The following is a 23,056-nucleotide window of genomic DNA, read 5'->3' on the forward strand; positions in this document are numbered from 1 at the left end:
TTCAGAAACAGAAGGTTCAGAAACAGAAAGTTCGGAAGTACAAAATTCTGAAGATAGTAACACAGTGCAGACAGATGCTTCTGGTACGGAAGAGGTATCCCAATCACCCAAGGAAACATCAAAAGTTTATATGACAACGGATATCAGTCCGGAAGGATTAATGGCGGTTTATAAGGCCTTGAACTGGACGCCAGAAGGAAAGGTTGCTGTGAAGCTTAGTACGGGAGAGCCTCCGGCCAGCAATTATCTGAAACCGGAATTGATTAAAGACCTGGTTCAGTCCGTAAATGGTACGATTGTAGAATGTAACACGGCGTATGGCGGTTCTCGCGGTGAGACAGCGATGCATATGCAGGTAGCAAAGGATCACGGCTTTACGGATATTGCAACAGTGGATATTATGGATGCTGATGGGTCAATAAGTCTTCCGGTAGACGGAGGAACTCATCTGAAAGAGGATCTTGTCGGATCACACTTTGCAAATTATGATTCTTTTATTGTACTTTCCCATTTTAAAGGTCATCAGATGGCAGGCTTTGGAGGAGCTATTAAAAATATTTCTATAGGAATTGGCTCGAAAGAGGGAAAATGTCTGATTCATACTGCAGGAAAGAGTCATACAAGCCCGTGGGGAGGAGATCAGGATGACTTCCTGGAATCAATGGCTGACGCAGGTAAGGCTGTTTCTGACAGTCTGGGAAATGGGAAAAATATTGTTTATGTCAATGTTATGAACAACATTAGTATAGATTGCGATTGCAATGGGAATCCGGCTAAACCGGATATTCACGATATCGGAATTCTTGCTTCAACCGACCCCGTAGCACTGGATCAGGCATGTATTGATCTTGTATATGCTGCGGAAGGCAGTAAATCTCTCGTAAACAGAATAGAACAAATGAATGGACTTCACACATTGGAAAGTGCGGAAAAAATCGGACTTGGCAGCCGTAAGTATGAACTGGTGAATATAGATGATTGACATATTACATAGAGAATACGTATATCTTTGGTATTATTTTAGTATTCAACTACATCAGATTTTTCCATACTGGTTGCTTGGTATGGTTATCGGATCGGTTGTGTCCGTGTTCGCTAAAGAACGAATTCATCGGCTTTTTAGTAACTTGAAGGATAAGAAGTGGGGGGTATTTGGCATTGTACCAGCCTGTTTATTGGGCATAGCTTCACCACTTTGCATGTATGGAACGATTCCGATAGCCGCTACTTTTTCTGAGAAAGGTATGAGAGACGACTGGCTGGCAGCATTTATGATGTCTTCTATCTTGCTCAATCCCCAGCTGATTATTTACAGTGTAGCATTAGGAACTAAGGTATTGATAGTTCGGATTTCAGCCTGCCTCCTATGTGGTATAATGGCGGGATTGCTTGTACATGTATTCTACAAGGAGAAATCATTTTTTAACTTCTCTTCCTTTTCAGAAACGAAAAGCCGAGATACCGACCCAAATATTCTGTTACGTCTAATTAGAAATTTTGGCCGCAATGTAAAAGCAACTGGTTTGTACTTTCTTATAGGCATAGCATTATCAGCAATGTTTCAGAGATATGTACCGACAGATGCGTTTGTTAATTTATTTGGAAAAAATGAGGGATTCGGTGTACTTATGGCAGCTACCATTGGTGTTCCGCTTTACATGTGCGGTGGCGGAACGATACCTATTTTACAACAGTGGCTTTATGACGGTATGAGCCTGGGATCAGCTGCTGCTTTTATGATTACCGGACCGGCTACTAAAATTACCAATTTAGGAGCTGTTAAAATTGTGTTAGGTACCCGCCGGTTTATAATGTATTTATTATATGTGATACTATTTTCATTTTTAATTGGCCTAATTATAAATATTTGAGTACTATACCTTATGATAACAAGATGTCGGATTATTTATCATGGAGAATAAAAATGAGAACAAACAGGACAAATAAGTTAGTATTATCAGCACTATTTATAGCAATTGGAATCATATTACCATTTGTGACACTGCAGATTCCATCAATTGGTAATATGTTGTTGCCAATGCATATACCTGTTATCTTATGTGGGTTTATCTGCGGTGGGCCATATGGGCTTATAGTAGGATTCATACTACCGTTATTACGTAGTATTTTATTTGGTATGCCGCCACTGATGCCTACAGCAGTCTCTATGTCATTTGAACTTGCTACCTATGGACTTATCTCTGGTATTATATATCAAAGAATAGCAGGTAAGAGGTTTGCCGCCTATATTTCCCTGATTGGTGCAATGATTGCAGGAAGGATTGTTTGGGGAGCTGTATCTTTTGGGTTATATACCTTACTTGGCAATATATTTACATGGAAGATATTTGCTATGCAAGCTGTTATCAATGCAATTCCAGGTATCATAATACAATTGGTTTTAATTCCTTTATTGGTTTCCTCACTAAAGCATGCAGGAGTAATACGCCATCTATCAAAAAATGAGAAATTGGACATGAAAGCAGCGTGTGCCAATCGTTTTGAACCTGTTCTGACGGAAGTAAATAATTTGTTGAAATCAAACAAGGATAATCTCATGATAGCAATCGATGGAAAATGCGCAAGCGGAAAGACAACATTGGCATACTATTTACAAAGTGTATACGACTGCAATCTCTTTCATATGGATGACTTTTTCTTAAGAGAAGAACAAAAAACGGAGAGTCGTATCAATGAGATTGGTGGCAACGTTGACTACGAAAGATTCAAAACAGAAGTAATTAATAAGCTCTTAAAGAAACAGGATGTTGAATATACGAAATATAGCTGTGATAACAAATCCATAGAAAAATCAGTAGCAATAATGAAACATAAGCATCTTAATATTATAGAGGGTTCCTATAGCCAGCATCCGTATTTTGGAAACATATATGATTTGAAGATATTTATGGATATTGATGATAATTCACAAATAGATAATATCAGAAAGCGTAATGGAGAAGAAAAATTAAAACGCTTTATAAGCGAATGGATTCCAAAAGAAAACGCATATTTTAATAAATTTGCTATAAAAGAAGAAAGCGTAATTATTAAATGGCAGTAATATTCTACTATGAAATGGAAAGACTTATGGTAATCCATAAGTCTTTTTTACAACTTCTTTATACCATTTGTTTTATATAGACAAACTTAATGAGATTTCCAATTAATTGGTGCGGCAGAAAAGAGGTCAAAATGAACGATTTTTATTTGAAAATGGTATTTACGATGAGACAGAAGGAGGAATGCTTTGAACACAAAAGTGAAAATAAAAATATCAGTGGATATATTAATGACTATTACGCTATTTGTCCTTATGTGTTTCCAATATACCGGCAACAATAATCATGAAGTAGCAGGAGCAGCAATGTTGATTCTTTTCCTCGTTCATAATATTCTAAACAGGAACTGGTATAAGAATCTGTTCAGAGGAAAATATACAGCCCCCAGAATGCTTCAGACAATTGTTGATATTTCAATGCTGATTGTGATGCTATTGCAGATGATCAGCGGAATATCCATGTCCGGATATGTATTTACTTTTATACCCTTTGGATTAAGAGCATCGACTGCAAGAACAATCCATATGTTATGTGCCTATGCAGGTTTTCTGTTTATGAGCTTTCATATCGGTCTTCATTATGGAATGATTATGACTATGTTTAAGAAGATGCTTAGGTTTCAGACTGAGAACAAATACAGAATAATTTGTTTAAGGAGTGTTGCGGCAGGAATTGCCGTATACGGTATTTATGCATTAATTAAAAGAGATTTTATTAATTACATTACTATGCAGATACAATTCGCATTTTTTGATTATGAAGAACCGGTGATTTTCTTTGTTCTTGATTATTTTGCAATTATGGGAACTATGGTATTTATTGCATATTACTTACAAAGATGGCTGATTAGTAAAAATAAAGAAGTGAAAAAGCGGGACGCCGGAGTGGAACATTAAAACCGAATAGCCCTCTTGCCGGAAAGTATATTAGCTCAATCTATTTTGCAGGAGATTAAAAAATGTACATCCTCGTTCGCGATTTACTATTGAAATCATAAAAAATAAAAGATAAATTCGTAATGAATGATATTTTTTATAAAGATTATTGATGATATACTTAAAAGGTACAATAATTTGGTTTTATGAAAATTACGGAGGATAAATTGTGAATTTAAAAGCTGTTATATTTGATTTGGATGGAGTTATTGTTTTCACAGATAAATTTCATTATCAGGCATGGAAGAAGATGGCGGATGAAATGGGAATTTACTTTGATGAAGTGATAAATAACCGTTTGCGTGGTGTCAGCCGAATGGATAGTTTGGAGATTGTTTTAGAGCAATACGAAGGGGAACCTTTATCACAGGAGAAAAAACAACAATTAGCAGATAGGAAGAATGAGACCTATAGAGAGCTTCTTAAAACCATGACACCGGCAGATGTATCAAAAGAAGTGAGAGATACCTTGAGAGAGATTCGTGGCAGAGGATATAAAATTTCATTAGGTTCTTCCAGTAAAAATGCAAAATTCATTTTAGAACGTGTAAATCTCTTAAGCGCTTTTGATGCAATTTCGGATGGAACGAACATCACTAAGTCAAAACCAGAGCCTGAGGTGTTTTTAAAAGGAGCGGAATTCCTTGGAGAGAAACCGGAAAATTGTCTTGTAGTCGAGGATGCAGAGGCAGGGATTGAAGCAGGAATATCAGGTGGAATGAAGACCGCCGCTATGGGCGATGCCGTAAAATGTCAGAAAGCAGATTATACACTTACCACATTTGCAGACTTGTTAAAAATATTAATATAGAGAAGAGAGGGGCTGTCGCAAAATACAAAAATTCATTTTGCGACAGCCTCTTTTTTAATTATTTATTATACCGGTTTGATTTCTGCAAACCGAATTTCTAATGGTTCCAATAGTGCAGTGTAGGAAAGTGTATTCTTTTCTACTAATCGGTATTCTTTGTGATAACCGGGTACACAAAGTCCCCGCAATAAATTAGTATCCTGTGGGTTCAACGGAACACCACCCATACTAATCCACAAGTCATAACAACTGCCATGTTCCCGGTTTACGAAGTATTCAATGATTTCGTAACGTCCGTTTTCAAGCTGCTCTAAGCCCAGATTCACCTGTAGTCGTCTGGATATATCGAAGGCAGAATAACGGCTGGTCTCCGTGATGTCAAATAATTCACCGGAAGCAAACAGATTACCATAATGGATATAATTATAGGTGATAATCTGATAGCAGTCTTCCTTTCTGGTAATAAAATAGCCGTCCTCTGCCATAATCAATTCATTCCCCAGCATATTAGCAAAATAGAACGCATAGAATACATTTTTGCGCAGCCCATTCATGGTATAAATTCCAAGTCCTCCATGGAATAAGGTATCTGGCAAGGCATTCTCTTCTAACAAATCGGTAAGGCTCCAGTAGCCAAAGCTGTCTAGCCTGTCATAATTTTTAAGTAGATTTTTCATGATATAGCAGGATTTAAAGCAGGTGTCATTAATCAAATTGCGATGGGACAATGTAAAGTTCCATTCTGTCAGATAAATAGGAATATCGGGCAGATTCAGTGAAGAAATAATTTTTCGGATACTGCCAATCCAAAGAGAAAAATCGTCGGTCCTCTTTGGGAATGACGAAGAGGCAGCATGGGCAATGTAGAAGTTCTGATTATTCACAGAAGGAATGATATCAGAATAATAGTGCATATTCATAAACTCCGGAATACAATTATGTTTTTTGGTATAAGCCACAAAATTTCGTATCCATATATCGCTGCCCAGATTTTCCATATAGAGAATGGATGGAGAGCCAAAAATAATTTCAGGGCAAACTTTTTTTACTGTCCGATAGGTTATTTCATAAAAACGGAAGAAAAGGTTGTCATTACCAAAACCAAACATGGACTTTGGCGTTACCGGTTCGTTCCATACACAAAATGGCCAGGTAAGAACTTCCTTGATTCCATAACGTTCGATTAGATGCTTCGTAAAATCTTCAATTAACAGTTCCCATTCAGAAAATTCTTTTGGTGGGCTGGTGTTAAATGCGGAATAAAAGGTAGTTTTATTAAGGTCACTGGCAAGCTCTTTTGGCATGAAGGAAAGTTGAATTAAAGGTTTTAAATGGATGGACATCAGAAAGTCAAGTGCCATATCTACAAGGACGTAGTGAAATTGCAGCTTCCCTCCGGTACGGCTGACCACCATCATGTCATCAGACAGAATACCATGAAATTTTATATATTCATATCCAATATGTTCTTGTAGATCTCTCAGCATACTCTGAATGTTGGAATTAAGAAGCTCCTTGGCACGTCCTACTGTAGTGAATTTTTTAAAGGTATGTTTTAGTTCCTTCATAGGGGAAGCAACAGAAATACTGCTTCTGTTAATTTCATCAGTGTATTCACGGGAAGTATTGTAAAAAGATTCATCTATGTTTCCTAAATATTTGGTTAATTTATGAAGATAACTGCTTGGCTCAATAAGCAGGTAATTCAGATTCTCCGGCGTAGGGGCATTTAATCCCTGCATTTTTTTATCCTTACGGTAAGTGCTTGGCAGCATTTCATAACGTTTCTTAAAACAACGAACAAAGGAATGGGATTCTGTAAACCCATTTTTAATAGCAATAGCTTCAATTGAGTCATCCGAAGAAAGCAGGTCATTGACAGCATGAGAAAGCTTCACATTGGTATAATATTGTGAAAACTTGATTCCCATATGTTTATCAAAAAAATTAGAAAGGTATGGGACAGAGAGCTGTTCACTTTCTGCCAGGTCACTTAAACTGAAATTCTCTGCGTAGTGTTCTTGTATATAGTTAATAATGCGGGTAAGGCGCACCATATATTTTTGCTGGGTTTTCATGGCTTCTGTAGTGGGAACCTGAAAGTTAGACAAAAGTTCTGAAACAAGATAATAACACAGAGCATAATTTTTGTATTCAGCACCCTTTGCATTATGGGCGTTCTCCCGGATCATAGTGGCAATAGTAAAACGAATGCCGTTAAATTTTCCGGAGTCTGAAGAAGTACTGCTGTTACAGTCAAAGGATAGATTTTCTAACGAATTATCAAACTGATTCATTCGGGCCAAATCAATCTGAAGAGCAATCATAACTGCACTTTCAGAATGAATCTCATGAATGCTGTTGGAATTGATCAGAATAATATCTTCACCATTAAGCATATATGTCGTACCGTCTAATGTAATCTCAATGGTCCCTTCTAAAACCATGAGAAGTTCTAAGCTTTTATGCCAATGTCTTGCTACGAACCCCAGCTTATGCATAAATATCTTCAAAGGAATATTGGGAGAAAATTCAATAATCTCATGTCGTTCTTCTAACATCGTAGTTCCCTTCTGATTAAAAAATGTACATTATTTTCGTTTTGCTTTTAGTATAACAGCTTTAATCACTATGTAAAGACCTAAAATGTATAAAAATTAATATGCTTTTATACCAAATAACTACCCCAAACAATTTTTCTTATATTTTCTTAAAAAATGTACCTAAAAAGAAAAAGTGATGAACTGGGAGGAGAACGCTTAGGATGCTATAATTATCACAGTATCAGAACATCAGAAATGATTTCCATGACATGGAGGCAATTATGGAACAATTAATGATAGAAGTAAAGAATATGTGTAAAAATTTCGGCCCGACAAAAGCACTGCATAATGTGGATGTCAAATTTTATAGAGGACAGATTCGAGGACTGGTCGGTGAAAACGGAAGCGGAAAATCCACGATTACATCAATTATAGCCGGAATGCAGAAAGCAACCAGTGGAGAAATCTTTTATAAAGGAGAACCCTGGAATCCAGGAAGCATGGTAGAGGCGCAAAAAGCCGGAATCAGTATGGTATTGCAGGAAGCAAATACAATTTCAAACTGTACCATTGCAGAAAATATATTTGCTGGAAGATTTGATGAATTTTCAAAATTCGGTTTTGTAAATATGAAAAAGGTAAATGAAGAAGCACAGAGAATTCTGGATTCTTTCAATATTTCTCATATCAAAGCATTGGATAATATCAATCAGTACGGATTTGAAGAACGAAAGTTAGTAGAAATTGTACGCTGCGTGTCTGAAGATACAGATGTTTTCGTTGTGGATGAAACAACAACAGCATTATCCTTGGAGGGTCGTCAATTACTCTATAAACTGATACATAGATTGAAGGATCAGGGGAAATCAGTAATTTTTATATCTCATGACATGGATGAAATATTAGAGCAGTGTACACATTTAACCGTACTTAGGGATGGAGAAATAATAGGACACCTTGATCGTAATGAAATGGACATGCCAAATGCGGAGCAAGTAATAAGATATATGATGGTAGGAAGGGAAATTGGAGATTCCTATTATAGAGAGGATTACGATTCCTCCCATAGTGAAAAAGTAGCTCTGGAGTTAAAGAACGTTAGCCTTGGGGCTATCAAAGATTTTTCACTTACTCTTCATGAAGGTGAAATTATTGGATTTGGCGGCTTAAGCGGATGTGGAATGCACGAAATCGGCAGAATTGCATTTGGGCTTGAAAAACCGGAGCAGGGGACAGTAGAACGTAATGGACAAAAAATTACAGGATGCCATGAAGCAATCCGCTCCGGTATAGGATACATCTCAAAAAACAGAGATATGGAAGCCTTGATTTTGGAGGGTTCCATTCAAGATAACATTACTCTCCCTTCAAAGACGGAATTATCGAAAGCTACTTTTATTAGTCCATTAAAAGAGAAGAAGATGGCAGATAAAGAAATTGAAGCATTCCGCATCAAATGCGGTGACGGAAAGCAATGGGTCAATACCTTAAGTGGCGGTAACAAACAAAAGGTATCATTCGCAAAATGGACGGCAAAAGGTTCCGATGTTATCATTATGGATTGCCCGACACGAGGCGTGGATATTGGTGTAAAACAGTTCATGTATGAGTTAATTAATGAAATGAAAAAGCAGGGAAAAGCAATTATCTTAATTAGTGAAGAAATGTCAGAACTGATTGGTATGGCAGATAAAATTATAGTTATGAAAGATTTCCTGATTACAAAGGAATTCATGCGAAACAAAGATTTATCAGAAACAGATATGATTGAATACATGATTTGATGAGTGCATACCAGGAGGAAATAAAATGTTTTCAACAGGATTCTTGAAAAAACATGTCTATGATTTGGCTGCATATGCGGGGCTGATAGCCACCTTTATCCTTTTTCTGGTTTTTAGCGGGGATAAGCTTACATACAACATGACAACGGTAATACAGGCCGGAGCAGTATATGCTGTCATTGCGCTGGGAGCAGTATTTGTATATTCCATGGGTTATATGGACGTTAGTGTAGGACAGCAGGTAGGTGTATACGCAATTTTAATTATTTTGATTACAAATCGAATGGGCGGCACCTTAGCGGGAGTAATAATAAGCTTTCTGGTTATCCTGGCAATTGCTATGGTGTGCGGTGCATTTAATGGTGCTGTTGCGGTATGGCTGAAATTACCCTCTATTGTAACCTCTCTTTTCTTAATGTTTTTCTTTACAGGAGCACAGTTGCTTCTAATGGAAAGTACGGGTACCAACTCCATCTCTATTCAGGCAACTATTAAACCTGCAGACAGAAATACTTATAATCTGGTTCTGGTTGCAGCAATCGTAATTGTAACATTGGCAGTAACCTATTTTTTTAGATTCTCAAAATTAGGAAAATACACAAAGGGAATAGGAGCAAATGAAATAGCAACTGCTCAAAGCGGTATCAATACATTGAAATGGAAGGTAGTTGCTTATATGGCGTTTGGAATATGTGTTGCAATCGGTACTTTTATTATGCTGATGCGCACTGGCAGTGCTGGAAAAGGAACAGGAAGCGGCTACGCTATGGATATCATGATTTGCCTGATATTGGGCGGAATGCCGTTATCAGGTGGCATGAAATCAAAAGTAAGCAGTGCATTAATTGGTACATTTACCTATGTGCTTTTGTCAAATGACTTAGCAACTATGGGCGTTAGTTTAAATATGATTAATTTTGTAAAAGCAGTTATTTTTATCGGAATCATATTTGTTACCTGTCGAAAAAAAGATAACGTTTTACCAAGATAAGGTTTTTACTGCATAGGCAGAAGAACATATACATTTTTAGAAAATAGGAGGTAAGAAAATGAAAAAGGTTATAAAAAAATTTGCAGCAATCTTGCTTGCAGGGGTTATGACCGTTTCCATGGCAGCTTGTGGAAGTAGTGAAAGTAATAAAGGTACTGGAGGTACTGGAACACAGACAGAGAATACGACGGGAACAGGAACTTCCGATGCGGCAGAGAATACAAAAAGTGTGGAAGGAAAAGACTGTACCATCGGTGTTGCCTTTTATCAGGATACCGGTCTTGCAGTGGATGCAACAAAAGCATATCTGGAATCTATGTCAGATACGTTAAAGGTTACATTTAAGTATACCGTTTTAACACAGACTGATGAGGCAGCTAACCTGACAAAAATTCAAGAATTGATTTCTTCCGGTGTAGATGGAATCATTTGTACCATGGATTTGGGAATGACTTCTATTATTCAGGAATGTGAAGCCGCAAACGTATATATCGGAGGATATCTTTGCGATTATAATACCTCCTATACTTCAGCATTTGATCAGGTATTTAAAAGTAAATATTTCGTTGGTACAGCATCGGATGGACAGAATCCGGATGATGTGACAATTGGAACCACTATGTTTAACAGTTTGGTTGAGTATAATAAAAGAAATACAGAAGCACCGATAACACATGTATCTATGGCTGTTTTTCCGGTATGGGCATTCCCATCACAGCAGGCAGGTGCCGACCAGTTTGTAGCAGCAGTGGAGGAATACAACAAAACAGCAGAGACCCCGATTACCGTAGATCCATTGGATGAAGAGACCGATGTATTAGCATTCTCTCCTATGAATACTACGTATTTCTCAAAACATGCAGATACTCAGGCAATTATTAGTTTTGCGGCAGGCAGTGCTTTTGTATATCCGACCATGGTTCAGGCAGGCGTAGATAAAGACATTAAATTATTTACAACCGGTTTTGACGGTGGTGAAGAAGCGAACTTTGGAACAGCCGGAACCGGAACCTATCAGCAGAACATGGTAACAGCTGTAGAATCCATTAATTATCCCCTCGTATTACTGTTAAACAAAATTAATGGTGTAACGTTTTCTGACCAGCCGGAAGTGGCTGAACGTATCAGTTCTTCTCAGATTGTTATCAACAGTGACGAAGATTTAGCAAAATTCCAGAAAAGTGTTTATTATACAAAAGCTGCTACAGACGCTATCTATTCTCCGGAAGATGTACTTAATATGACAGCTTATGCAAATCCATCTGCTACTTATGCAAACTTAAGGGATATGCTTGCTGCTCTCACAATTGATGATATTAAATAAGCAAATATAAGAAACGGCAGTGATGAAGGGGGATTAGTCCCCCTGACATCATCCGGATAATGAGGAAACGGTATGAAGAATTCAAGCAATGGACGAACTATTTTGAAAAAAATAATTTTATCAGTTATTTTTCCATTATTAATGTTTACGGTGATGCTCATCATTACAGCAAGCAATGATAAGTCCTATGTGAATGGAAAGTTGATATTTTTAACCACAGACTTGATAAAACAGGTGTTTATTAATTCCTGTATGACCGTTTGTGTGGCAATGGCAATCTGGTTGCAGCTTAAAAACGGAAGGTTTGATTTTTCTGGTGGGGCTTCAATGATTTTAACAGCAATTGTGGCAGGAAACATAGGAATCCAAACACAAAGTCCATGGGTTGCATTGATCATAGCAGTTGTATTGGGCGTTATCCTCAATTGCTTTACAGGTTTTATTTATATTGTAGGGAAATTACCGATTATCATTTGTACCATTGGTATGACCTTATTATATGAATCTCTTACCTATCTTGTTTTTGGTGGTCAGGGTATCAGAATTTTTTATTCCCAGGCGACTACTTCCATATTTGGAAGAATGCCGGGGGTTTTATTCCCAACAGCACTTGCAGTAGCAGCATTTGTAATATATAGCTATTTTACTTCCGCCGGCCGTAAGGGGAAGATACTTTCAAATAATCAGCGTGCAGGTGTAAATATCGGCATTAATGAAAAGAAGAATGTTTTTATTTCTTATATTTTTACAGGAATTATTATTGGATTAGCAGCAATTGTATATGTTTCACAGAATGAAGTAAAACCACAATCCGGACTTGCAACATCTGGAATTTTATTCTCTTACATCGTTCCGGTATTTATGGGAACGTTTATCGGACTTGCAAGCCTTGATGTAGTTGGAATAATAATTGCAGCTATAGGAATGGAAATTATGAATTACGGATTAAACTGTCTAAACCTGGGAGCCGGCGGCTGGCAGCAGATTATTATGGGAATATTTGTATTAGCTTTCTATGCATTCTCAGCACAGACAGATAAAATAGAAATTTTTCTGGCAAGATTCCAAGCAAAAAGATAGAAAGTGATGCGCAAATAGCAGAGGTAACTTATGATTGATTTAAAAGCAAAACCATTTTATTTATCAGACGAAGATATCAAGTGGGTAGAAGAGGCAAAAGCGTCTTTATCTCTGGATGAAAAAATAGGACAGTTATTTTTCCCCATTGGTTATTCACCAAATGAGCAGTATTTGCAGTACGAAATCTTAAACCGCAATCCTGGTGGACTAATGTTCCGCACGGGAAAATCAGAGGAATTGTTTTTCGCATATAGTTACTTACAGGAGCATGCAAAGATACCAATGCTTTTGTCAGCAAATTTAGAAGCCGGTGGTGATGGAATTGTGGAAGAGGGCACCGCTTTTGGAAAACAGATGCAGGCTGCTGCAACAAGTGATCCAGAGCAGGCATACCGTCTGGGAAAGATTAGCTGTAGTGAGGCACAGGCGGTCGGATGCAATTATGCATTTGCACCGGTGGTAGATATTGATATGAATTATCATAATCCCATCACAAATGTTCGAACTTACGGTGCCAATCCGGAAATGGTAAAGCAGTGCGGCCTTGCTTATATGCGGGGAGCAAAAGAGTGTGGATCAGCAGTTTCAATCAAGCATTTCCCGGGCGATGGAGTGGATGAAGTAGATCAGCATATATTAACAAGTGTAAATTCTTTATCCTGTGAAGAATGGGATCGTACTTTTGGAGATATTTATCAGACTTTAATTGATGCAGAGGCATTAACAGTTATGGCAGGTCATATCGCCCTGCCTGCATATCAGAAGAAATTTAATCCTGCTTCTCCTGATAAACTGATACCGGCGAGCTTGTCTCCTGAATTACTTCAGAATCTTTTAAGAGAAAAAATGGGATTTAATGGGATGATCATTACAGATGCGACACCAATGGCAGGATTTTTATGTGCAATGGACCGTGAAAAGTCTGTTCCATATTGTATAGAAGCCGGCTGTGATATGATTCTTTTTAACAAAGATTATGAAGAAGATTTAGGCTTTATGAAAAAAGGATATGAAACAGGAATCCTTTCTGAAAAACGCTTAGAGGATGCAGTGACAAGAATTCTTGCTGCCAAGGCAGCATTAAAACTGCATATTAAGAGAAAAGAAGGAACCTTGATACCAAAGAAGGAAAATTTATCCCTTATCGGATGTGAAGAACATAAAAAATGGGCAAAGGAATGTGCAGAGAAATCTGTGACACTGGTAAAAGATACCCAGAAATTACTTCCCATATCACCGGAAAAGCAGAAACGTGTATTATTTGAAATTATGGGAAGTTGTCCGTCAGAAGAGAGAGTAGCAAAACGCTTTATAGAGCGCATGGAACAGGAAGGCTTTGAGATGATTCCGTATCAAAAAGAGGTCTTTGATTTCTCCAAACCGATGCACTTTGAAACAGTGACTGAGTTTCGTAATAAATATGACTTGGTCATATTTATCGGCAATGTAGAAAATGCATCCAATAAAACCACAAACCGTTTAAATTGGCATGCACCTTACGGAGCAGGCAATAATATCCCATGGTTTGTAGAAATAGTACCGACAATGTTTATATCTCTTCAAAATCCCTATCACCTGTTAGATGTGCCTATGATAAAGACATATATCAATGCTTATTCCAACCATGACATGATGATTGATACCGTTGTGGAGAAGATAATAGGAAAGAGCCCGTTTGTAGGAAAAAGCCCGATAGATCCATTCTGTGGAAAAGAGTATCTTACATATTAAAATAATTAGATACTAATTTAAATTACCGCAAACAAGCAGGGAGAAAACAATGATGCAACAACAAGCATATAATCCATATTTACCATCCTATGAATATATTCCGGATGGAGAACCTTATGTATTCGGAGACCATCTCTATATTTACGGAAGCCATGATAAATTTAACGGAGGCAATTATTGCGAGCTAAATTATGTCTGCTGGTCAGCGCCGGTTGATGACCTGGGAAACTGGAAGTTTGAAGGGGGAATTTTCGACAAGAGAAAAGATCCATTATGCCCCAATGGAGATAGAAATCTCTTTGCTCCGGATGTAGCACTGGGCGCAGACGGAAGATATTATCTGTATTATGCATTTGATTTTCTTGGAGTCATGTCAGTAGCAGTTAGTGATTCTCCGGCCGGAACCTATGAATTTTATGGGCATGTCCATTATGCGGATGGAACCTTGCTTGGCAGCCGGGAAGGAGATGCTTTTCAGTTTGATCCGGGAGTACTTGTGGATTCAGACGGAAAAGTTTATCTGTATTCTGGGTTCTGTCCGGAACATGGACCATGGGAATACTTTGGCATGCCTGCACCGATAGTAAGAGGCGGGATGGTCATAGAATTAGAGTCGGATATGCTCACGGTTAAAAAGGAGCCGGATTATATTTTCCCATGGAAAGCAAATGGAAAAGGAACTGGTTTTGAAGGACACGAATTTTTTGAAGCATCCTCCATTCGGAAAGCCGGTGATAAATATTACTTTATCTATTCGTCAATCAATGGTCATGAATTATGTTATGCTACAAGTAATTATCCAGATAAAGAATTTACATATGGAGGAACTATTATTTCCAATGGAGACATTTATCTGGATGGCAGGAATGAGCAGGAAGCAGTTAATTATACCGGAAATAATCATGGAAGCATGATAGAAATCAGTGGGAAATGGTACGTATTTTATCACAGGCAGACTAACAGACACCAGTTTTCCAGGCAGGGCTGTGCAGAGGAAATCAAGATAGAAACAGATGGGACGATTTGCCAGGTTGAAATGACAAGTTGTGGCTTAAATGGTGGTCCCTTATGGGGAAAAGGGAAATACAATGCAGGAATTGCCTGCAATCTTTGGAGCAGAAAAGGCGCTATGAGATATGAATTTGGCGAAAAAGTTCCGGATTTTCATCCATATTTTACCCAGAGCGGTGAAGACCGTGAAGATAAACCGGAACAGTATATTGCAAACATGACTGAAGGTTCTGTTGCTGGATTTAAGTATTTTTCTTTTGAAAAGACAGCAGTCATTACTATTACGGTTCGTGGCAAAGGAAAGGGTGTTATGTGGATAGGCACCAAGGCAGGCGATAAAGATGTCGCAGCGATAGAGATTATGCCCTCTGATGAATGGTACAGATATAAAGGCCAATTGCAGGTACAGGATGGGAAAAAGGCACTGTATTTTACTTATAAGGGAACAGCCGCAATAGATTTTCTGGAATTTGAATTTGACCGGGAGGAATAAGACTATGAAGATTGATAAGGTGACCGATGTAGAGGCATTTTTTAAAGTAGTAGACTCCTGTAAAGGAGAGGTAGAATTAATAACAGGCGAGGGTGATAGATTAAATCTAAGGTCAAAGCTGTGCCAGATTATTTCATTAGCTACTTTATTCCCGGTAATGGCAGAGATTCCAAATCTGGAAGTTGTCGCACACGAACCGGAAGATATGGAAAAGCTGGCAAAATTTCTATTTGAATAAGTGCTGAGAGGGAATATTATGAGAGTGGTTGATACAAAAATAAATGGAATAAAAGACCCAATGGGGTTTTCCTATCCAATTATTAAATGTTCATGGAAAGTTGTAGAGGCAAAAAGCAGGTATCAGATTAATGCAAAAATCGTAGTCAGTGAGACTTCAGTGTTTGATAAAATTCTGTACAAAAAAGAAGGCCGTGATCTAAATTGCATTGGAGAACGTCTGGAAATTTCTCTAAAGCCACAAACACGGTACTATTATTATATAGAAGTGACAGGCGAGAATGAAGAAGTAGTCAGAAGTGAAACAGCGTACTTTGAGACAGGAAAAATGGCAGATTCTTGGAGTGCTGCCTTTATTGGTATGAAAGAAGAAGACCATTTTCATCCCATTTTCTTTCATAAATTTCCAACTCAAAAGAAGGTAAAGTCTGCCAGAATCTACGTTACAGGGTTAGGGTTATATGAAGCCTCTCTAAACGGATATAAAATCGGAGAAGATTATCTAGCTCCGTTTTGTAATGATTATAACAGCAGCATCCAGTACCAGACTTATGATATTACAGAAATCTTAAAAAGTGAAAATCAAATAGAAATCATGACAGGGAATGGCTGGTATAAGGGGCGGCTCGGGTATGACGGAGATGTAGAGTATTATGGAAATCGCTTTTTGGCCATTGCGGAAATTCACATTTCTTATGAGAACGGTTCCAAGGAAACAATTCTTACCGATGAAACATGGGAATACCGTGGCAGTGACATAGAAATGAGCGATATCTATGATGGAGAAACTTTTAATCATCTTCTCTGGGGGAATAAAGAAAATAATGCAAAGCCGGTGGAGGTGCTGAAAGAAAGCAATGAATTAAAGGCAATGCTGGTAGAGCGTTACAGTCTCCCGGTGAAAGTTAAAGAAACACTGGCGGTGAAGGAAATCCTACATACACCGGCGGGAGAGACCGTACTGGATATGGGACAGAATTTTACCGGTTATATGGAGTTCCTTCAGGAATTCTCAAAAGGAACAACAATTACATTGGATTTCGGAGAGGTATTGCAGCAGGGGAACTTTTACAATGCGAATTACCGTACAGCAAAATCAAGGTTTATCTATGTGTCTGATGGCAGGAAGGAAGTGGTCCGGCCACACTTTACTTATTATGGATTCCGTTATGTTAGAGTAACAGGCTGGCCTGTAGAAATTAAAAAAGAAAATTTTACCGGAAAAGTTGTGTATTCAGATCTAGATATCGCTGTAACAATAGAGACTTCCAGTGCAAAGCTAAATCAACTTGCAAGTAACTGTCTCTGGGGACAGAAGTCGAATTTCTTAGACATGCCTACGGACTGCCCGCAGAGGGATGAACGTCTTGGCTGGACCGGCGATGCACAGGTATTTGCTCCTACTGCATGCTTTAACATGGATACGAGAGCATTTTACCGGAAGTATCTTCATGACCTGCATATTGATCAGCTGCAACATGATGGCGCAATAGCCAATTATATACCCAATAACAGCAGAATACCCGGAGGCAGTAGTGTATGGGGTGACGCAGCAACCTTTATTCCTATGACTCTATATGAGTATTATGGAGATAGAGATGATTTGGAAGGCTATTATCCAATGATGAAGGATTGGGTGGATTATATTATTCATCAGGATAAAGAGAACGGAGAAGAACATCTTTGGAATTTTGGATTTCATTTTGGTGATTGGCTGGCGCAGGACGGAGTAACAACCCAGAGCATGAAAGGCGGCACAGACGATTATTTTATTGCGTCTGTTTATTACTATGCATCTGTTCTAAAAACCGCAAAAGCAGCAGGTATTCTTGGAAAAGAAACGGATATGAACCATTACCGCAATAAAGCAGAGAAAATATACCAGGCCATCCTGGAAGAATATTTCTCACTGAACGGAAGACTTACGATTGATACCCAGACAGCATATTTTCTTTGCCTGAAGTTCGATATCTATACCAGCAAAGACCGTATTATTACAGGGTTAAAAGTACGTCTGAAAAAGGACTGTTATAAGATAAAAGGTGGTTTTGTCGGTGCTACTATGATGTGCCGGATATTGGCGGAAAATGATATGGAAGATATGGCTTACCATATACTGTTCCAGGAGGGATTTCCCGGCTGGATGTATTGCGTAAACCTTGGCGCAACTACCATTTGGGAGCGGTGGAATTCTATTCTGGATGACGGAACCATCAGCGGAACAGAAATGAATTCGTTGAATCATTATTCTTATGGTTCCGTAATGGAATATGTTTATCGAAATATTGCAGGAATCCAGGAGATGGAACCAGGTTTTAAGGCTGTACGTTTTGCACCTCAGTTGAATGCAAAGCTGCAGTATGTAAATTTCACGTACGATTCTATAAGCGGGAAATATGTATCAAACTGGAAGCTAAATAAAGACGGAACAGTGACCCTTTACTTCGAAGTTCCTTTTGATTGTACAGCGGTAGCAATACTTCCCGGAACCAGAGGGGAACAAGTTAAATTAGAAGCAGGAACTTATGAAAAAACCTATCGTCCTGAATGTGATTACAGGAAATTATACAATATGGATACTCGTCTGGAAGAACTGGAGAATGATGAGAGAGCCATGGAAATCATTAAAAAAGAACTGCCCATTGCTTATGGCTTGATTCAAAGTAAAAATCCGGAAAATCTTAGTATGAGCATGAATGACTTACAGTTTATGACTTTTATGGGATTTCGACCGGAAATGGTGCAAAAGGCAGTAGAAAAATTATCAGACTTGATCTAAAACGTATTTAAGAGCTGGGGGCGGTTTTAAGCTTCCGGCTCTTGATTACTTTTGCGCAGCTAAAAAAAAGAGCTGAATTAATAAATTGGGGAATACCTTTCATAAAAATATACTTTTTTTCTCACAAAGTTCTCACATTTTCTGATTAAGTTAAAGCTATTGAAACAGAGTCATACATCCAACAAAAAATTATTAGAAGAGAATAATAAGGATGGAGCCATAATTCATGATGGACTTTTTGTTAATGAACTTGATATGGATGTGATAACAGATTACCAGATTACACGGAAGGGAAGTAAACAGTCAAAATAGGTGATTATGAAAAAACATAAAAGAATTGCAATGGTCATATTATTGGTACTCGCCTGTACAGGCTGCAGTACTGCCAGTTCAGAGAGATCTTCTGAGATATCCGACAATGCAGTTAAGCCACAGAATACGGAAGAAGTTGTAACCGGCGAGGATACAGGTGAGATGGATACAAAGGATTATGTAGTGGATGGCTCTAAGGTTTACCGGGATTTTGTTGTTGATAGTGTGCTTTACTCTGAATCAGAGGGCGAAATCCATTACTGTGTCTACATTCCAGAAAGCTACGACAAAAGCAAGCCATATGCATTGTTTGTTACATTACCCGGCTACGAAGGCCTTTATTTTCAGGGTGTGGCTGTAAATATCAAAGCAGAAGAATTTGCTTTTGAGGCACAGAACTATAATGAACAAATGATTATCGTTGCTCCGCAGTTAGATGACTGGGGTGCAACATCTGCGAATCAGACAATTATACTAACAGATTATTTCCTGAATCATTACAATATTGATCCGGATAAGGTGTATATCAATGGTTATTCCGGCGGAGGTGAAACCTTGTCCCTTGTATTAGATAAGCGTCCGGAACTTTATACTGCGGCTTTAATGTGCAGCTCCCAGTGGGACGGAGGATATGATGCCCTGGTAAAGGCAAGAACCCCTGTGTATTTTGTTATTGGAGAAAGTGACGAATATTATGGTTCCAAACCCTTTCAAGAAACTTATCAGGAAATTTACAAAATGTATCAGGAGCAGGGACTTACCGAACAGAAAATTGACCAACTACTGGTACTCAATATAAAGGATGCCGGATATTTCAATGCAGGTGGAATTAGGAATCAACATGGTGGCGGTGCGGCTTTGTTTTGTAAAGATTCCGATATCATGGGCTGGTTATTTCAAAAGTAGAATATCCGGCGAAATCATTGAAGAATAAAGGAGAAACCACATGAGAAAATTATCATTTATAGCCATATTCATGAGTATTGTACTTTTGGAAGGATGCGGTAGAACCGATACATTGGGTACCACTGATTCAGCGAAAAACAACCCAACTGCAGTTGGAGCATCGGAACAAGTACCGACATCTGCAGACGGCAATATTCTGATCGCTTATTTTTCCCGTGTTGGCAATACGGATTTCCCTGATAATGTCGATGCAGAATCATCTGCCAGCATCCAATTGGATGGAGATGAAATCCTTGGAAATTGTGAAGTGATTGCGAATGATGTTCAAAAGGTGATAGGTGGAGATGTTTTTCTGATACAGACTGCCGATAAGTATCCGGCAGATTACAAGAAAACGGTAAAGCAGAATGTGGAGGAACAGGAGAAAGGATATTTGCCTGAGATTGCCGGGAAAGTGAAGAATATGAAGCATTATGACCGCATCATACTGATTTATCCTACATGGGCGATGTCTCTTCCACAGGCTGTAGCCTCTTTTTTAGATAATTATGATCTGACTGGAAAAGATATATATCCAATTAATGTCAATGGAGGTTATGGTGCAGGAGATACAGTTAGTCTGATTCGAGAACATGCCAAGGGAGCAAAGGTGGATGATGGAATCGCGATTAATGCACAGGAACCTACTTCTGCGGAGGATAAAATAAAGGAATATCTTCTTGAATAATATTCAAACCTCATCTTCCTTTACTAAGAGAATCATAGTGGCATATTTTTCAAGAGGTTGCAATACAAATTTTACCAATAATGTTGATACAATATAATTGGCAAGTTTGAATGTTGTAAATAAAGGAATACTTGATGTTTTGAAATACCAGACACGAAACTAAGGGAGGCACAGAGTTATGAAGAACTGTATCTAAATGTAATGGTACTGTTAGTCATAAGGACGTTCCCATCAATTCCCTATTCACATGATATTATGGTGCCCGGTAAATGGTATTGCCTCTACTCCAACGGTTCACTTACGTTCAGTGTGTAATTTGACACTATGAAGAAGCTGCTACCTGTATGGAACATACAGGTAGCAGTAAAGAAACATTAACAGAGAATGTGACACATATCAACCAACAGAATAAATCAAGGGCAAACCCATCGAAAGGTGGGGACGCAAAGCCGTAGGATCTAAGACGTATGATACGTTATGATAGCCTGGTTGCCGAGAGTCATGCAAAAAAGCCTGCCCTTTATTAATAAGGGTGGGCTTTTGTGTTTTTCTGACTTTTGACGAATGATTTTTGGGTATCAGGAGAAGGGCTTTTGTCATGCTTTTGACGAAGGGGGGACTACTATGTTAATTCCCTGCAACAAGCCCTTTTGACCCTTTTGAAGGTCGAAATAAAGACGGCACTTTTCGTTCATACGCCATCTTACCAATAGGATATCTATTTAAGCCAGTATTTTGCTATAGGCAAAATGCTGGCTTTTTCTTTTCGACATTTTTTTATCATTCTCGACCATTATTTTCCAATTTGCAGCGACAACATATAAATACATTCCAGAAGCATGCTATGAGCCCACGTTGCCGTTCCCCTCCTTTCGATTCTGAATTTCTTAAAAAAATTCAGAAATCGGAGGAAAGGACATGAAAATACATAATGACGGCATTGGAGAGTCCAATGTTTTGCAAAACCAGTTTACGGCTTATCTTGTGACAGCAGTAAGGCGGCAAAAGATACAGTTTTTACAGACCAAATCCAGAAGTATGAAATGGGAAATTCCACTGGATATGCAAGAGGAAAGAAAGGAACTGCAGTTTGAGCAGGATTTGACACCTCATTTGCCGCTTTTGGAACAATTGGAAAACAATGACCTCAGACGGGCGCTTGTACAGCTTAAAGACCAGGATCTTCTGATATTGACCAGAAAGGTACTTGATGAACGGTCTTTTCAAGAGATTGCAAATGAGACTGGTGTTGGTTATAAGACGGTTACTTCCATCTACTACAGGTTGCTTCAAAAGCTTCGCAAGGAGTTGGGAGGTGAGGAACAATGAATTTCAAGGAATTACTGCTTTTAGCAAAAAGTAATGAAGCTTTGGCTGTCAAGCAATTGGTAGAGATGTATAAACCATTGCTGATAAGAGAATCTATTATAGATGGGGTTTTTGACGAGGATCTTTATCAGGAGCTTCAATTGACACTGTTGCGCTGTGTCCAAAAAATAAAAGTATAAATTTTTTACTTGTTTCTACGAAAACAGCAACAATAGTTCTGTGCCTATCAGGCGTAAGAGAGAAGTGGACAAGCTGACTCTTACGCCTGAACTTTCTGTACCTTGGCGATTTTTACAGTATTTCATTGTATCTTCAGCATTTATATCTTTTGTTTTCAAGTAGTTATAGGGCTGGGCTTGTTAGGTGCCTTATCTACAAAGGCTGCATCCGGCAAATTTCTACTAAGTGCTGTCTATTTCATTTTTAATGTCACTTACTGCTATCAAGGGAATCAGGAAAAAACTTCTCCAAAACATCCATACAATCTTTAGAGGTATAGCCCCAAAGCACAGAGCTTAAAGCCTCAATCGCTTCCTGACGTTTGCGGTAATATGTACGGAATGAGATATTACGAATGTGCGGTTGCAGTTTCTCAATGATTTCTTCTACATTACGTAGTTGCTGTGGGGATAAAAAGGTATAATAGAGAACCCAATAATAGCTTTCCCCATATTTGTGCTTGCTGCGTAAAAGATCAATTGCCGTTTCCATCAATTTCAGCATCCGGTGGCTGCGTTCAATGCACTTTGCATGATGCTCCAGGCTGCTGCCCGACAAATCAGCACCGGCAAGATAGATAGAGTCCAGAAAATCCTCAATGCTGGAACCAAATTCAATCTGAAAGCTATTCCGTACCTGTTGTACAGAAAGTTCCAGGCTCCATACCACATCCCTGTATTTTTTTAGCAATTTCCAGGTGTCATGAAACAACGGATCTTCGACTATTTCCTGGTCTACATTCTGCAGCTTTATTTTATCATTATCCTTCATGGCAAAATCCT

The 23,056-nt window shown here is 38.4% G+C and carries 19 protein-coding genes and 1 riboswitch; of the genes, 17 read left to right on the forward strand and 2 right to left on the reverse strand.

The window, feature by feature from the left end:
* Positions 1 to 130 precede the first annotated feature (130 nt).
* The 5 genes from BUF11_RS04710 (at position 131) to pgmB (ending at position 4,808) form a co-directional block, all read left to right on the forward strand.
* Complete coding sequence (locus tag BUF11_RS04710) at positions 131 to 982, forward strand: DUF362 domain-containing protein (RefSeq protein ID WP_334293027.1); 852 nt, start codon at positions 131 to 133, stop codon at positions 980 to 982.
* Entirely contained in the window at positions 975 to 1,871 is an 897-nt protein-coding gene (locus BUF11_RS04715; protein WP_073587589.1) for a permease, read from the forward strand. Before BUF11_RS04710 ends, BUF11_RS04715 begins: the two co-directional genes overlap by 8 nt.
* A 53-nt stretch (positions 1,872 to 1,924) precedes the next feature.
* Positions 1,925 to 3,064 (forward strand): ECF transporter S component, encoded by a 1,140-nt coding sequence (locus BUF11_RS25025; RefSeq protein WP_330393850.1) that lies wholly within the window; start codon positions 1,925 to 1,927, stop codon positions 3,062 to 3,064.
* Between the two features lie 186 nt (positions 3,065 to 3,250).
* Positions 3,251 to 3,958: a DUF4405 domain-containing protein gene (locus tag BUF11_RS04730; RefSeq protein WP_084558446.1), complete on the forward strand. Its 708-nt coding sequence runs from the start codon at positions 3,251 to 3,253 to the stop codon at positions 3,956 to 3,958.
* Between the two features lie 208 nt (positions 3,959 to 4,166).
* Positions 4,167 to 4,808 carry a beta-phosphoglucomutase gene (pgmB, locus tag BUF11_RS04735; protein WP_073587590.1) on the forward strand — a complete coding sequence of 214 codons (642 nt, stop codon included), beginning with the start codon at positions 4,167 to 4,169 and terminating at the stop codon, positions 4,806 to 4,808.
* A 65-nt stretch (positions 4,809 to 4,873) separates the two neighbouring features.
* On the opposite strand, the gene BUF11_RS04740 is transcribed toward pgmB, so the two are convergent.
* Positions 4,874 to 7,369, reverse strand: coding sequence for a GH39 family glycosyl hydrolase (locus BUF11_RS04740; RefSeq protein ID WP_073587591.1), 2,496 nt, complete (start codon positions 7,367 to 7,369; stop codon positions 4,874 to 4,876).
* 263 nt (positions 7,370 to 7,632) lie between these two features.
* Between BUF11_RS04740 and BUF11_RS04745 the strand changes: the two genes are divergently transcribed.
* The 12 genes from BUF11_RS04745 (at position 7,633) to BUF11_RS04800 (ending at position 22,234) form a co-directional block, all read left to right on the forward strand.
* Entirely contained in the window at positions 7,633 to 9,135 is a 1,503-nt protein-coding gene (locus tag BUF11_RS04745) for a sugar ABC transporter ATP-binding protein (RefSeq protein ID WP_073587592.1), read from the forward strand.
* A gap of 25 nt (positions 9,136 to 9,160) precedes the next feature.
* Positions 9,161 to 10,126, forward strand: coding sequence for an ABC transporter permease (locus BUF11_RS04750; protein WP_073587593.1), 966 nt, complete (start codon positions 9,161 to 9,163; stop codon positions 10,124 to 10,126).
* A 58-nt stretch (positions 10,127 to 10,184) separates the two neighbouring features.
* Positions 10,185 to 11,450 (forward strand): type 1 periplasmic-binding domain-containing protein, encoded by a 1,266-nt coding sequence (locus BUF11_RS04755; protein WP_073587594.1) that lies wholly within the window; start codon positions 10,185 to 10,187, stop codon positions 11,448 to 11,450.
* 72 nt (positions 11,451 to 11,522) lie between these two features.
* Positions 11,523 to 12,530, forward strand: coding sequence for an ABC transporter permease (locus BUF11_RS04760; RefSeq protein ID WP_073587595.1), 1,008 nt, complete (start codon positions 11,523 to 11,525; stop codon positions 12,528 to 12,530).
* Between the two features lie 30 nt (positions 12,531 to 12,560).
* Positions 12,561 to 14,261 (forward strand): glycoside hydrolase family 3 N-terminal domain-containing protein, encoded by a 1,701-nt coding sequence (locus tag BUF11_RS04765; RefSeq protein WP_073587596.1) that lies wholly within the window; start codon positions 12,561 to 12,563, stop codon positions 14,259 to 14,261.
* A gap of 49 nt (positions 14,262 to 14,310) precedes the next feature.
* Positions 14,311 to 15,765 (forward strand): family 43 glycosylhydrolase, encoded by a 1,455-nt coding sequence (locus BUF11_RS04770; RefSeq protein ID WP_330393851.1) that lies wholly within the window; start codon positions 14,311 to 14,313, stop codon positions 15,763 to 15,765.
* Between the two features lie 4 nt (positions 15,766 to 15,769).
* Complete coding sequence (locus BUF11_RS04775; protein WP_073587597.1) at positions 15,770 to 16,003, forward strand: polya polymerase; 234 nt, start codon at positions 15,770 to 15,772, stop codon at positions 16,001 to 16,003.
* Positions 16,004 to 16,021: 18 nt separating this feature from the next.
* Positions 16,022 to 18,781 carry an alpha-L-rhamnosidase gene (locus tag BUF11_RS04780; protein ID WP_073587598.1) on the forward strand — a complete coding sequence of 920 codons (2,760 nt, stop codon included), beginning with the start codon at positions 16,022 to 16,024 and terminating at the stop codon, positions 18,779 to 18,781.
* Between the two features lie 318 nt (positions 18,782 to 19,099).
* Positions 19,100 to 19,999, forward strand: a complete 900-nt coding sequence (locus BUF11_RS04785) for a prolyl oligopeptidase family serine peptidase (RefSeq protein ID WP_073587599.1) — start codon at positions 19,100 to 19,102, stop codon at positions 19,997 to 19,999.
* Positions 20,000 to 20,039: 40 nt separating this feature from the next.
* Positions 20,040 to 20,726 (forward strand): flavodoxin, encoded by a 687-nt coding sequence (locus BUF11_RS04790; RefSeq protein ID WP_073587600.1) that lies wholly within the window; start codon positions 20,040 to 20,042, stop codon positions 20,724 to 20,726.
* Positions 20,727 to 21,134: 408 nt separating this feature from the next.
* Positions 21,135 to 21,223, forward strand: a riboswitch (cyclic di-GMP riboswitch).
* Between the two features lie 421 nt (positions 21,224 to 21,644).
* Positions 21,645 to 22,055 (forward strand): sigma-70 family RNA polymerase sigma factor, encoded by a 411-nt coding sequence (locus tag BUF11_RS04795; RefSeq protein WP_073587601.1) that lies wholly within the window; start codon positions 21,645 to 21,647, stop codon positions 22,053 to 22,055.
* Complete coding sequence (locus BUF11_RS04800; protein WP_073587602.1) at positions 22,052 to 22,234, forward strand: helix-turn-helix domain-containing protein; 183 nt, start codon at positions 22,052 to 22,054, stop codon at positions 22,232 to 22,234. Before BUF11_RS04795 ends, BUF11_RS04800 begins: the two co-directional genes overlap by 4 nt.
* 250 nt (positions 22,235 to 22,484) lie before the next feature.
* On the opposite strand, the gene BUF11_RS04805 is transcribed toward BUF11_RS04800, so the two are convergent.
* Positions 22,485 to 23,045, reverse strand: coding sequence for a hypothetical protein (locus tag BUF11_RS04805; RefSeq protein WP_073587603.1), 561 nt, complete (start codon positions 23,043 to 23,045; stop codon positions 22,485 to 22,487).
* Positions 23,046 to 23,056: the final 11 nt, after the last annotated feature.

The organism is Anaerocolumna xylanovorans DSM 12503, assembly GCF_900143645.1.
GTDB classification, from domain to species: Bacteria; Bacillota; Clostridia; order Lachnospirales; family Lachnospiraceae; genus Anaerocolumna; species Anaerocolumna xylanovorans.